Origin of the sequence: Bradyrhizobium iriomotense (assembly GCF_018129405.1) — a bacterium.
GTDB lineage: Bacteria > Pseudomonadota > Alphaproteobacteria > Rhizobiales > Xanthobacteraceae > Bradyrhizobium > Bradyrhizobium iriomotense_B.
Map to the genome: position 1 here is coordinate 1 of NZ_JAFCLP010000023.1, position 12,721 is coordinate 12,721.

Annotated in this window: 12 protein-coding genes; all 12 read right to left on the bottom strand. The window is 62.0% G+C overall.

Features of this window, described 5'->3' with window-relative positions; translation table 11 throughout:
* Nucleotides 1-611: 611 nt before the first annotated feature.
* Nucleotides 612-1,343 (bottom strand): sulfite exporter TauE/SafE family protein, encoded by a 732-nt coding sequence (locus JQ592_RS32305; RefSeq protein ID WP_211406771.1) that lies wholly within the window; start codon nucleotides 1,341-1,343, stop codon nucleotides 612-614.
* Between the two features lie 90 nt (nucleotides 1,344-1,433).
* Nucleotides 1,434-1,910 carry a hypothetical protein gene (locus JQ592_RS32310; protein WP_211406772.1) on the bottom strand — a complete coding sequence of 159 codons (477 nt, stop codon included), beginning with the start codon at nucleotides 1,908-1,910 and terminating at the stop codon, nucleotides 1,434-1,436.
* Between the two features lie 168 nt (nucleotides 1,911-2,078).
* On the bottom strand, nucleotides 2,079-3,860 hold the full coding sequence (locus tag JQ592_RS32315; protein WP_211406773.1) for an ATP-binding protein: 1,782 nt from the start codon (nucleotides 3,858-3,860) through the stop codon (nucleotides 2,079-2,081).
* 47 nt (nucleotides 3,861-3,907) lie between these two features.
* Nucleotides 3,908-4,558 carry a response regulator transcription factor gene (locus tag JQ592_RS32320; RefSeq protein ID WP_349630512.1) on the bottom strand — a complete coding sequence of 217 codons (651 nt, stop codon included), beginning with the start codon at nucleotides 4,556-4,558 and terminating at the stop codon, nucleotides 3,908-3,910.
* Nucleotides 4,559-4,800: 242 nt separating this feature from the next.
* Nucleotides 4,801-5,817: an aromatic ring-hydroxylating oxygenase subunit alpha gene (locus JQ592_RS32325; protein ID WP_211406774.1), complete on the bottom strand. Its 1,017-nt coding sequence runs from the start codon at nucleotides 5,815-5,817 to the stop codon at nucleotides 4,801-4,803.
* A gap of 15 nt (nucleotides 5,818-5,832) precedes the next feature.
* On the bottom strand, nucleotides 5,833-7,194 hold the full coding sequence (locus tag JQ592_RS32330) for an amidohydrolase family protein (protein ID WP_211406775.1): 1,362 nt from the start codon (nucleotides 7,192-7,194) through the stop codon (nucleotides 5,833-5,835).
* Nucleotides 7,191-7,994: an ABC transporter permease gene (locus JQ592_RS32335; RefSeq protein ID WP_433996445.1), complete on the bottom strand. Its 804-nt coding sequence runs from the start codon at nucleotides 7,992-7,994 to the stop codon at nucleotides 7,191-7,193. The genes JQ592_RS32330 and JQ592_RS32335 overlap by 4 nt, the downstream gene beginning before the upstream one ends.
* Nucleotides 7,988-8,842 (bottom strand): ABC transporter ATP-binding protein, encoded by an 855-nt coding sequence (locus JQ592_RS32340; RefSeq protein ID WP_211406777.1) that lies wholly within the window; start codon nucleotides 8,840-8,842, stop codon nucleotides 7,988-7,990. Before JQ592_RS32340 ends, JQ592_RS32335 begins: the two co-directional genes overlap by 7 nt.
* Before the next feature lie 9 nt (nucleotides 8,843-8,851).
* The gene (locus tag JQ592_RS32345; protein ID WP_211406778.1) at nucleotides 8,852-9,847 is read right to left on the bottom strand and encodes an ABC transporter substrate-binding protein; all 996 of its coding nucleotides are present in this window, start codon (nucleotides 9,845-9,847) and stop codon (nucleotides 8,852-8,854) included.
* A gap of 220 nt (nucleotides 9,848-10,067) precedes the next feature.
* A complete protein-coding gene (locus JQ592_RS32350; protein ID WP_211406779.1) occupies nucleotides 10,068-11,423 on the bottom strand; it encodes an FAD-binding oxidoreductase in 1,356 nt (451 codons plus the stop codon).
* The gene (locus JQ592_RS32355; RefSeq protein WP_211406780.1) at nucleotides 11,420-12,244 is read right to left on the bottom strand and encodes a cysteine hydrolase family protein; all 825 of its coding nucleotides are present in this window, start codon (nucleotides 12,242-12,244) and stop codon (nucleotides 11,420-11,422) included. Before JQ592_RS32355 ends, JQ592_RS32350 begins: the two co-directional genes overlap by 4 nt.
* A 3-nt stretch (nucleotides 12,245-12,247) precedes the next feature.
* Entirely contained in the window at nucleotides 12,248-12,667 is a 420-nt protein-coding gene (locus JQ592_RS32360) for a cupin domain-containing protein (protein ID WP_211406781.1), read from the bottom strand.
* Nucleotides 12,668-12,721 lie beyond the last annotated feature (54 nt).

The following is a 12,721-nucleotide window of genomic DNA, read 5'->3' on the forward strand; positions in this document are numbered from 1 at the left end:
CACCGCAAGCCCGGCTCGCGAAAATGACGACCACATGATCGCCCCTCAAGGATGAGCCGGGATGGGCGACACATACGCTAAATCCGAATTTCGGTAAAGTGGAATATTTTTGCGGGAAGGGGTTGACGGGGTGGCGGGTGTTTTGCCCGACGGGATGGTCCAGCCCCAGAGTGAGACAACGGTGATCGCTGTAAGGTTAAGTCCACTGCCGTCTTCATTTGAAGTGAAGCCCCATCGAAGTCTTCCACCTTCCAAGATTCTCGCCTCATCTTTTCACTGTGTGATGCAGGTCACAGCAGAATCGAATGTTTCGCCTTACAAAGACCGAGCATGGCCGCAAACAAGGTAACGGCGGTACGCACGAGAGTGTCGAGCGATCGACAGCTACGGACTGTTCGAAGCCGCCAGCGTGAAAACCCGGCGGCTTTCTTCTCGCCCGCAAGGCCACGTGCGATTGGTAGCGGGGAAACGCTACCGCTTCTCCCCACGCCCGCCGAACGTGCGACACCTTCTTCAATTTTCCGCATGACACGATTGGATCAAAAGCATGAGCCCCGGACCGGGCCGGCGCGCACGCAGAAGCCACTCACGCCTCTCGACGACACCCCCTTCTAGATCACAAGGCAAAGTCCCGAAAACAGCAACAAGCCCAGGATAATTCGTTTGAAGGCTGCTTCGTTGACCCGACCGAACAGCAAGATACCTACAGCCGTTCCCGCAGCTAAGGCGGGCAGAGAAATGCCAAAGTCGATCAAGACCTTCAACGAGAGGCTTTGGTGCGAAAGCATGAGAGCGAGGGCGAAAAGTTGCATGACGCCTATGTAAGGCTGAACCAGACCGCGCTGCTGATTTTTCGGGAGACCGTGGATGTCGCACCAGATCGCAGGAAGTGCGCCGGGCATCGCTGTCAGGCCGCCGACCAGCCCGCCACCAAATCCGACCAGCGCGTTCCTGCTCCGGCTGTCCATCTGACGCAAGTAGGCAGCCGTCGGCCGCACCAGGGCATATGCTGCGTAAAGCGATACAAGCGTTCCAAATCCCAGTCTGAAAATGCCTGTATCCACGTTCTGCAGGAGATAGATCGCGATCGGAATGCCTAATAGTCCACCAGCGATGAAAACCAGGCTGGTTTTCCATTGCATGTTCTTGCGTAGCGCATACAGATTGGCCGCTTGTACGGTGATGCTGCAGGCCATCATCAATGGCACAGCTTCTATGGGCGGAAACACGTGCAGCAGGATGGCGCCGGCGACCGCCGAGAACGCAAACCCGGAAAGGCCGGAAACGAACGCACCTGCAAAAACCGCCCCGCTTAGCACAAGATAAACCGCTATGTCGGACATGACATCGCTTCCTGAAGATGGTGATCGTCGTCGGTGGCGGGACAGCGTGGGGTCGTCCGAACCCACTCAAGTGACAAACAACCAATCCATCTAGTCGCCGTGGATCGCCGCCATTGCCGTTTCGATCGGTCGAATACTCGGCGCCTGATGCAGCATGCATTCTCCGACGACGTGCAAAATGCCGAAGCCAACCAGGACAGCCATTGTCCACGCCTTGAGAGGTGGCGATGGTCGCCGGGCGTGGGAGCTATCGGCAATTGCCATATCCAAATTTCGCCTTGTGCGCGTTCGAAAATTCAACGAAGCGCAGTCCTTCGCAATCAAATGCCGGTATTCTCCGATTGCGTGCATCGCCCTAAGGCGCCGTGATACGTGAAGGGGGACGAGGAGATCTTTAAGGACGCTTCGCACCTTTCTGTCGAAAATTGATATTGAGGGAAATAGATCGCGCGATTGATGACAGATCGTCTGCTTCTCATATGGCGTCATGCTGTAAACTCGAAAATGGACTATCGCTGCTGGGCGAAATAGCACCGCTTCCCTGGCGACGGCGGCGATGACATCCACATGGATATCACTGGGGCAATCCGCGAGCGATACGGCAGATGTCGTATTTCGTGGTCGGCAAGAGGGGAAAGCCGAACGGCCTTTGTCGCCACAGGTAGCGGCGCCGTGGGCGTCCGCGCGGAGCTACAATCTCAACCGCGGCCGGTTGATCGCCAATTTTGGGGGCAGCTACACGTCCTTTGAGCAAGCACCAATGATTGATGCCTTTCCGTCAACACAGGCTGCAATGATCGCTTCGTGCAATTGCTCGCCGGTGATCGGCTTGTGAAGAATACGATGACCGCTGGCGGTGGCTTCCTTGATGCGCGCCGGCGAGGTATCGCCAGTCACGATAACGGCAGGCAAGGACCGGCCGATATAGGCGCAAAGAGCCTCGATTGCGTCCTGGCCGGTAGCGCCATCTCCGAGGCGATAGTCGGCGACGATCAGATCGACGGGCGCATCGCCGGCCGCGATCGCCTCCGCATGAATCTGTTGCACCTCGGCGGCAGATCGGCCGGCATAGACCCGATGCCCCTGCAGCGCGAGCAACTGCACCATGATATCGAGAACATCCTCCTCGTCTTCCACGACCATGATGCTGAAAGTGATGTCTGCAGGTGGTGCTCTTTGATCGGGCGGGGAAGGCGCCACTGCACTGGCTTGCGGAACCGTAACGGAAAACATCGAACCGCGGCCGACGACGGAGACCAGCCTCAGAGGATGTTGCAGCAGTGCGGCAGTGCGGCGAACGATGGCGAGGCCAAGGCCAAGGCCTTGCGTGCGATCCCTCGCCGGGTTCTGCAACTGCACGAATTCCTCGAAGATCATCGCTTGCTGATCTGCGGGGATGCCGGGCCCGGTATCCCATATCTGGATTTCCACCGAAGCACCGCGCCTGCGGCAACCGAGCAGGACGCCACCGGATCTCGTGTATCGAAAGGCGTTCGACAGCAGATTGCCCAGGACCCGTTTCAGCATCATGGGATCGCTGTCCACGTGGAGACGGCTTTCAACGACACGCCAGTCAAGGCCGCGATCCTTCGCCTCCGCGCCGAATTCGTTGCTGACCTGGTTGAAAAGCTGGGACAGGTTCACCGTCTCCTTCGCAACAGTGACGACGCCGGCATCGAGCCGGGAGATGTCGAGCAGTCCGTTCAGAAGGGCGCTGAGGTTTCCGACGATGGATTTTGCCTTGCCGGCGAGATCGCGCGCATCGCCGGATAGGACGGCGCCGCGGCGACCCAGCGTCGCGAGCGTGGCAATCAGCAGACTCAAGGCATGGATCGGCTGGCGCAAGTCGTGACTGGCGGCCGCGAGGAAACGCGTTTTCGCGTGATCGGCCGCTTGCGCGCGGTCGCGCTCTTCCTGGAGGTGACCAACCAGCTCGACGTTTTCCAAGCGCAGCCTGATGGTCTCACGCAGCATGCGGTGCGTCGTGCGGCAATAATAGAGGTTGATGGTCACAAGTCCCGTAAGCAGGGCGAGATATGCGCCGGAGGTATCACCTCCATTCATAACGGCGCGCACCATGACTGGCAGCACCGTTGCGATGATCGAGCCGACCAGCGCCGGCGGAAAGGCCGAAAGCGATGGAACCGTGCCGCAGACCAGGCCGGTCAAGGCAACAATGGTGAATAAAAAAACAACGGGCTGTTCGGGAATGAATCCGACCCAGCCGAGCATTCCCCACAGCAGGCCCGACACGCAGGAAAACGCAGCCGCGAGCCACGCCCATCGCGACACAGACGCTGGTTCTCGATTCCGGCTGAAGAACCGGCGCGCGGCCAGGACGCGTATGGCGGTGAGCAGATACAGCGCACCGAGCCATCCGACCAACCAGTTCGCCGGTACGGTGCTCCTCAGTACGTATGCCGCCGCCAGGGAGATGAGGACGTTGGAGGCCACTACTCCATAAGAATTGCGATACAGGAGCTCTACGAGCGCCTCGCGTATCTTGTCTTCTTGCATCGAGACCTCTCCGCGCGCCGGCAAGTGCAGCGGGAATTGCCGTTGCGCTACCCCGCTGGAAGGCCGAGACGGACCGCGTAAGCCGTCAGTTCCGCACCATTGTGCAGGTCGAGCTTCCGCATAAGATTCTCGCGATGTTTTCGGGCGGTAAGCAGGCTGATGCCGAGACGGCTGGCGATGTCGCGGTTGGTGACGCCGTGAGGGATCATCGCCAGGATTTGCCGCTCACGCCTCGTCAGCGTGACCGGAGATACGATCGCTGCCGAGGGCTCCGGGATTTCGCTCGGGCCGTCATGGTGGTCCACCGCAAAGCGGACCTCCTCCGCTACATAGGCATGGCCTTTTCTGATGGCATCGATCGCAGCGACGAGTTCGGATGGATCGCCGCTCTTGGTCAAATAGCCGTTTGCGCCCGCGGAAAAGGCTGCCCGAACGGAACGCGGCTCGACATTGGCGGTGAGGACAAGTACCCGCAGCTCCGGCCAAGCAGTTCTCAGGTGAGCTATGAATTGAAAGCCGCTCACACCCGGCATGCCGAGATCGAGGATGAGAAGATCGGCGGGGCCTTCGTTCAGCAGCCGATGAACAGCCTCTGCGTCCGCTGCTTCTCCGCTGACAATGAGTTCGTCCACGGTCGACAGAAGCTGCTTCAGACCTTCCCGCATAATCGCGTGATCGTCAGCAATGATCGTCCGCACCAGTCCGCACCTGTGTTGCCCGTCAGTAACAGTAGTAGGGTATCAATCAACTCCAATCAAGGATTGGGATCCACAAATCCATTTGCCGGATGTGGTCGCCTGGGCAATTTCGCGGTGACGCTCGCGTTCCGGCTTTCCAAGCGCGGGCTCATTGCTACCCCCGGTTGTGCGTGATATGCGAGGCGTGGTTGCCGGATTGCGCGACTGTGGCAGCCAACCGATTGCCCCCTTCGGAGGCTGATCTACTGGCGCGGCCGCTCCTCCTCGCCATGCTGCCGTAGAAGATCGAGCAGGCGCTTGCGCATGATCATGCCTGGACGGTCGGACGGCATGTGCATCTCGATCTTGCGGCCCATATCGACGATGGCATCCGGATCCGTCGATTCCAGCATGTCGCGATCTTCGGCAATGATCGCGGCATCCCAATCGATCAGCTCCTGCGTCGAGCAGTCCGCCTCGCTGTCGTTGCGGAACAGCAGCTGGACGACCTGGATCTGGCCATCCGAGATCGGCGTCGCGCAATTGAAGATGATGTGCCGGATGCCGGACGGATATTCCATGTCGAGACGCCGGCAGAACGGCATGAACCATTTGTTGCGCTGATGCCGCCTGGTCATCGGCTCTTTCGTTCCGGTGATCCTGTAGGCATTGGGCGGATTGCGAACCGTGATGATGGTCTCGGCATCGAAGCCGGCTTCGGTCTCGACGATCTCGTACTTCTCGGGCTTTGGTTGATTGATGTCGCCGAAGGTGCCCTTGTGAACAAAGGCGAAGTGGGCATTGTCGAACGAGTTTTCCATCAGCCGCAGCGCCGCCGTGTTCCATTTGTCGTAGAACTGGTTGATGCGGCGATAGCCGGGCATGCCGTCCTCGGGAATTTCGGGGATGTCGGCCAAGGGCTCGTCGAGCGCAACCCAGACATAACCGTAGCGGGCCTTGGCGCGGAAGGAGCGCGCTTTCGCATCAGGTACCGGCTGCTCGAATGGAAACTGCGGGATCATGACCAGCTTGCCGTCGCGGTCATACTCCCATCCATGATAGCCGCAGACGATGTTGCCGTTGTTGCACCAGCCCTTCGAGAGCTTCGCCGTGCGGTGGCAGCAACGGTCTTCCAGCGCGGCGGGCTGGCCCTCGGCGTCGAGGAACAGGACGATCGGCTCGCCGAGCAGCGTAAACGGCTTTGGTCCATCCTCGAGGTGATCGAGCGGCATCAGCGCGTACCAGAACCGGCGCAGCACGGGCTGTTTCGTGCTCAACATGATGATCCTCCGCGATCAGGCGGCCAGGCGCGTGACCACGCGCGCGGCGTCCGATTTGAGCTTTTGCAGGTCGAGGCCGGGAATGGCACCGTCTGCGACGACGATGCGGCCGCCTATCAGAAGATAACGAAGTTTCGCCGATCCGCCGCAGGTCACCGGCGCGATCAGGGGATCGTGCATGCCGAAATGCCTGATGTCGTCGAGCTTGAAGATGGCAATGTCCGCCTGCTGCCCCGGCGACAGCGTGCCGACGTGAGGCATACCGAGCACGCGCGCGCCGCCCGCGGTCGCCCAGTGCACGACATCCTCGGCCGTCACTGCGCTCGCGCCCTTCACGGCGCGATGGGTGTGCCAGGCACTGTGCATTTCGCAGAGCATGTCGGCCGCCTCGTTGGAAGCTGCCCCGTCCACGCCGAGTGAGACCGCGCCACCGAGGCGCGCCATTGCGTCGGCGGGCGCGATGCCGGAGCCGAGGCGGCAGTTGGATTGCGGGCAATGCGCCATGCCGGTCCCGGTGCTCGCGAGAATGCGTACCTCGTCGTCGTCGAGATGCACGAGGTGCGCGAACCAGACGTCCTCGCCCAGCCAGCCGTGATCGGCCAGCCAGTGCACCGGACGCCTCCCGTGTACCGACAGGCAGAACTCGACATAGTCGGCAGTCTCCGACAAATGGCTGTGCAGCCGCACGCCCATGCGGCGCGCCGCGGCAATGACCTCGCGCAGCTCGCCCGGATCGAGCGACCAGGTCGGCGTGGTTGGCGCCAACGCAACGCGCGACAGACCGTTCGGCGACGCATCGTGGAAACGCTGCGCGCAGGCCTCGACCGACTGCAACATACGATCGAGCGTTTCGACCGGCATGGCCGCAAACCTGTCGGTATCGACATGGCGCGCCGTGGTGCCGCCGCCGCGGCAAAACACCAGGCGGATGCCGAGGCTTCGCGCCACTTCAAATATCACCTGCGCCGGGTCGAAGCCGAACGTGTCGCTGAAGAGATAATGATGGTCGGCAACCGTCGTCGTTCCCGAAAGCAGCAGCTCGGCGAGCCCGATCCGGGCCGCGACGGCAAGCGCCTCCTCGTCGAATTTCGACCAGAACCTGTAAGGCACGGCGCGCAGCCAGCCGGCCAGCGGCAGGTCGATGCCGGACCGCACGCCCTTCAACACACTCTGGAACAGGTGATGATGGGTCGAGACCAGGCCGGGATAGATCACTCCGCCTTGGGCATCGAGGCGTTGCTCGCCCGGCTCTAGCTGCAGTGCGCCGATCTCGACAATGACGCCGTCACGAATGCGGATCTGGCCGGCGGCGCGCATGGCGGCTCCCGGCAGGCCGGTGAAGATGCCGGCGGCATTGTCGATCAGCATGGCGGTCATGCCTCGGCCTTGGTCTCGCTGTCGTGCCAATCCGACAAAGCCCACTGCGACAGCGCGACCATGGCCGCGAACAACAGAACTCCGGTCAAAGTGATCAGGAACAAAGCCGCGAACATGCGAGGAATGTCCAGCGTGAATCCCGCATCGAGAATTTCATAGGCAAGTCCCGATGAGCGCCCACCAGTACCTGCCACGAACTCGGCTACCACCGCACCGATCAAGGCCAGGCCGCTCGATATCCGCAAGCCGCCGAAGAAATAGGGCAGCGCTCCCGGAATGCGCAGCTTCACCAGCGTCTTGAAGCGGCTGGCACGATTCATCCGGAAAAAATTCGCAAGTCCCGGGTCGACGCTGCGCAAGCCCAACGTCGTGTTGGAGATGATGGGAAACAGCGCCACCAGGGTTGCGCAGATGGTCAGCGACAGCTGCGTGTTCTTCACCAGGATGATGATGAGAGGCGCAATCGCGACGACCGGCGTCACCTGGAGGAGCACCGCATAGGGAAACAGGCTGACCTCGATCGCCCGGCTCTGCACGAACATGAAGGCGATCAGCGTGCCCAGGATGACGGCTGCGACGAAGGCCTGCAAGGTGACGCGCAAGGTCACGAGGAGTGCGCGCAGGAGCGAGGGCCCATTATGCAGGAGGCTTGCGAAGATGTCCGTCGGCTTTGGAAACAGGTAGACGGGAACGGAGGCCAGCCGAAAGCCGATCTCCCACACCGCGAACAGGACGATGCCGACCGCAACCGGGGCGGCAATCCGCACGAAGGCTTCGGATTCGAACAACGGCTTCATGATCCGCCTCCGCCTACTGATTGCAGCGATGCCTCGGCAAGCCAAGTCGACAATTCGCGGCAATAGGCCGCAAATTTCGGGCTGTCGCGGAAACCCTGGTCGCGCGGCTGCGGCTGGTCGATGGTCATGACGCGAAAGATGCGACCGGGGTTCGCGGCCATGACGATGATCCGGGTCGAGAGGAACACGGCCTCGTAGATCGAATGCGTCACGAAGACCGTGGTCAGCTTGCGCTCCCACGACAGGTTGACGAGGTCGTCATCCAGCTTGTTGCGCGTGAACTCGTCGAGGGCCCCGAACGGCTCGTCCATCAGCAGAAGATTGGGATTGGTGACCAGGGCACGCGCGATGGAGACGCGCATCTTCATGCCGCCGGACAGCTGCCGCGGGAAGTGCCGGTTGAACTTGGAGAGACCGACACGCGCGATGGCATCCGCAACCTTCGGCTCCGCCGTGGCCCGCGGCATGTTGCCGAACTCCAGCGGCAAGCGGACGTTGGCCTCGACCCGGGCCCAGGGCATCAAGGTCGGCTCCTGGAATACGAAGGCAAGGCGCCGTCCCTCCTGCCCTACCTGCGCAAAGTCGCCGCGCCACCACAGCAATCGGCCGTCGGATGGCTCGATGAGATTGGCTATCAGCTTGAGCAGCGTGCTCTTGCCGCAGCCGGACGGACCGATCAGGGTCAGGAACTCGCCGTCGGCGATGGACAGATCGATCGGCGCCAGTCCGCGCGCGCCGTTGGCAAACACCTTCTCGGCGGACAGGACCTCGACGGCCGGCGCGCCATCGGCTGCAGCCGTGGTTTGCTTCGCCGTCTGGTCGAGCGGTTCAACGGGCAACAACACCCTCATCACGGCTCCTCACTTGACGCCGATCTTCAGATTCCTGACGAAGCGGTCGTCGAAGGCCTTGTGCCAGTCGACCTTCGGGCTGAGCAGGCCGTTCGTGACCAGGAAGTCGTAGGTCTTCTCGTAGCGCTCGGCCGTGATGATCCCGACGCCGAGCGTTGCCGCATCGCCACTGTCGATGGCCTTCATCGCCCGTAATCTCTCGAGTGCGAACGCGAGCTGTCCGTCCGTCATCTTGGCGTTGTCGGCCTTGATCAGGGCATTTGCCGGCGCCGGGTTCTTCACATAGTCGCGCCACCCTTCGAGCGAGGCCTTGACGAAGCGCGATACGAGCTCGGGCTTGTCCGCGATCATCTTCTCGGTCGTGACGATGGTCGAGCCGTAGGGCGGATAGCCGCCGTCGGCGAGCGGGAAGAATTTGACCTTCACGTTCTGCTGCTCGGCCTGATACGGCTCGGACGACGGATAGGCCTGCTGCGCCACCGTCTTGTCGGCGAAGAAGGGCTGCAGGTTGAAGGTGTAGGGACGGATCTGGTCGTCGGTGAAGCCGTATTTGGCTCGCAGCCACGGCCAGAATGTCGTGCGCGACGATCCCGCGATCAGGATCGGCCGGCCCTTGAGCGCAGCGAGATCGGCCACATCCTCATGCGTCATGATCCCCTGGAGGTCGAACTGAAACGACGATGCGACCGTCACCAGCGGCAGGTTCTGCTCACGGCCTTTGAGGACCTGGATGTCATAGCCCATCATGAAATCGGCATCGCCAGCCAGCAGAAGCTGGGAGCCATTCACCTGCGGGCCGCCCATCTTGATGGTGACGTCGAGACCGGCATTGTCATAGAGCCCGGTGGCTTTGGCCTGGTAGAAGCCGCCGTGCTCGGCCTGCGCAAACCAGCTGGTCATCAGCGTCACCTTGTCGGCGGCTCGGACCGGCGGGAGCGAGACAGCCAGGGCGACGCTTGCCGCAAGGCCGGCTACGAGCGTTCGGAACAGAGTTTTGATCGCCATGCGGGGGGCCTCTCGTGTATCGCGCCGGTCATTGCCGGCGACCTCTGCGCTGCGAGACGTTCCAAGCCTTGACGATGCACAGGCACAGTGTCGCCTTGAAGCATTTTTATTCGAGCGATCCGTTGCCTTTCGAGCAATGCCGATTTCATGGGCAATGAGCTGCCGACGACGCATGCAGAACGATGGCGATCGGCGGCGCTTGGCGTCATCGAGAGCCATATCAAGGCCTCTCGCTCACGAAGCTTCGCATTTTCCCGGGGTTAAGCAGGCCATGCGGATCGGCTTCATGCTTGAAGCCGAGCTGATCGGCATCGGCGCGCTTGTACCGGCTGCCGTCCTCGACCGTGAAGACATGCGGGTTGGCAATGAAGACACCGCGCTCTTCATGCAGCCGCATGATCTCGTTCAGCCGATCTGCATCGGTGTAGCGGATCACCGGCAGGCTGCTGCAGGTGACGCGGCCGCCGAAGCGGATGAATTCGAGGTGCTGCAGCACTTCGTCCGGAAACAGCTCCCGCATCTCGGCAACCTTCTCCAGGACGCGATCATGCGGATAGAGACATTGTAGGTACGTTACGGAACGATCGCTCTTCAGCACCTGGAGCGTGGTGTGGTTCCAGCAATATTCGTAGAGCGGGACCCGGCTGGGGCTCTCATCCGTCGGTGTCTCGAGCGTGATCGTGCCGCGACTGCCGAGCAGCGACTTGAAGCTGTCGAGAGAGGGCTCGGCGATCATCGCCATGAGCACGCTCTTTCCGTCGGGACAGGAGGGCTTCAGCGCACCGAAATAGGAAGGCAGCGGCCAGGTGATCGGCGAGAGCACCTTCTTCACGATCCCGTCGGCCAGGGCCGCCTCATAGCCGAATGTTGCGGCCTCGATGAAATCGTCGAAGGCCACCACGACGTCGATCCATTTCCATGCAGGCGCGAGCGGCATTTCGAGCGCTGTAATGATGCCGGTCGTGCCATAGGCGCGGTTGACCTTCTGCGCCGCATCGCCGCGCAATTCGATGATGCGCGGCTCTTCCTCGACCGTGACGACGCGCGCGGCCAGGATGTTCCCGGGATCCCGCAGGCCGCCATAGGTGATGGAGCCGATACCACCCGACCCGCCTGCGACGAAGCCGCCGATCGTCGCCATGCGCTTCGTTGATGGATGCATCCGCAGCTCCCACCCCTGCGCCTGCGCAGCCGCATCGATCGTGTGCATCTTGGCGCCGGCGCCGACGCGCATCGCGCCTGGCCTGATCCACTCGATGCTTTCGAGCCCCGAGATATCCAGCAGCACTCCGCCCTCGAGCGGCACGGCCTGGCCGTAATTGCCGGTGCCGCCGCCACGCACGGTGATCGGCATGCGATGACGCGCGCAGACGGACGCGATTCGGATCACGTCCTGCTCGTCGCGCGGCAACACGATCAGGTCGGCTGATTTGCCGTCGAGCTGTGCGTTGAGAATGGGGCTATACCAGAAGAAGTCGCGCGAGCGACGGCGCACGACCTTCTGCTCGGTCACCACCGGAATGTCGCCGAGATCGGCGACCAGCCGGTCCAGCGCATCAGATGCGAGGTCAGTCACGATTGGCCATCCTTCGGTGCACGATGCACGAGCTCCGCCGCGATCGCTTCGGAGCCGACGACGAAGCCGAAGCATTGGTTGACGTTGTAGACGGTGGCGGCCATGCAATAGTCGGGTGACGTCGTGGCCGTGCAATCCTCGAGGAGCAGGCAGTCGTAGCCGCGAAAGTTCGCGTCCTGCAGCGTGCAGAGCACGCACTGATCGGCGTTGACCCCCGCGAACATCAAGGTGTTTACGCCGAGATTGCGAAGAATGCTGTCGAGCTCGGTATCCTGAAAGCCCGACATCCGGTACTTCGCGACGTGGATATCCGTCGGCTCTGCCGAAAGCTCATCGACGATGGCCGCCGACCAGCTGCCCCGCTCCAGCACTTTCGCGCCCGAGCCCGGCAGTTCATCACCGAGGCCAATGCCGGCGCCGCTCGGATTGTACACATGCAGCAGCGACGGGCTGAGATTGAGCCGGTCGGGCCGGTTGCCCCAATTGAGCCAGATGATCGGCACGTCGCAGCCGCGCAGCAGCGGCAGCAATCGCCGCAACGGCGCGATCGGGCGCCGTGCCGGCGCGACGTCCACGCCGATATGCGCCAGCCACCCCCTGGGATGGCAGAAGTCGTTCTGCATATCGACGATGACGAGCGCGGTGCGCGCGAGGTCGAAGGTGACGAGCTTGCCCTGGGCCTGGACCGTCGCCGGTCGCGGCAGGATCGGCTGGCGCACCAGATTGGCCCGCCCCTCGGCGACCATCCAGCAATTCGCGCGGCTCGAGCCGAGCGGCAGCAGGTCTTCGTTCACGGCAGGATCGGGTGATGCGACGTCCATCGCCTAGAGCCCCTGCAGGACGCGCATGTCCTCGGCGTCGAGCTGGACGGGCTCACCGCTGCGGATCAGCTCGGAAAAGCCTTCGTTGGGCGTCATCACGGTGAGCGTGTAGAGCTTGCCCGGCCCGGTGTTCTCAATGACGTGCTCGGAGCCCGGGTGCAGCAGAAGCGAGTCGCCCTTCTTGATCGGCAGGGTCTTGCCGTCGCAGCGCGCGACACCGACGCCGTGCAGCACGTGAAAGAATTCGTGCGCCGCGGCGTGCTCGTTGGGTGGCGTAGCCCCGCCAGGCTGGAAGATTTCGATGACGAAGATGTTGCCGATCCGATCCGTCACCTGATCGAACAGGACTGCGAAATAGTTGGTGTCCTTCGGCGCGATGCGGAAGACTTTCGCATGCGTGAGATCGGCGACGCTGAACGACATGGGATCATTTTCCTCGAACGGTGCGCACTCTCGTCGTGACGGATGTCGCACGCC

Bases quoted from the DNA above. Each gene is read 5' to 3' on its own strand.
- JQ592_RS32305 (WP_211406771.1), bottom strand. From the start codon at position 1,343: ATGTCCGACATAGCGGTTTATCTTGTGCTAAGCGGGGCGGTTTTTGCA.
- JQ592_RS32315 (WP_211406773.1), bottom strand. From the start codon at position 3,860: ATGCAAGAAGACAAGATACGCGAGGCGCTCGTAGAGCTCCTGTATCGC.
- JQ592_RS32325 (WP_211406774.1), bottom strand. From the start codon at position 5,817: ATGTTGAGCACGAAACAGCCCGTGCTGCGCCGGTTCTGGTACGCGCTG.
- JQ592_RS32330 (WP_211406775.1), bottom strand. From the start codon at position 7,194: ATGACCGCCATGCTGATCGACAATGCCGCCGGCATCTTCACCGGCCTG.
- JQ592_RS32340 (WP_211406777.1), bottom strand. From the start codon at position 8,842: ATGAGGGTGTTGTTGCCCGTTGAACCGCTCGACCAGACGGCGAAGCAA.
- JQ592_RS32345 (WP_211406778.1), bottom strand. From the start codon at position 9,847: ATGGCGATCAAAACTCTGTTCCGAACGCTCGTAGCCGGCCTTGCGGCA.
- JQ592_RS32355 (WP_211406780.1), bottom strand. From the start codon at position 12,244: ATGGACGTCGCATCACCCGATCCTGCCGTGAACGAAGACCTGCTGCCG.
- JQ592_RS32360 (WP_211406781.1), bottom strand. From the start codon at position 12,667: ATGTCGTTCAGCGTCGCCGATCTCACGCATGCGAAAGTCTTCCGCATC.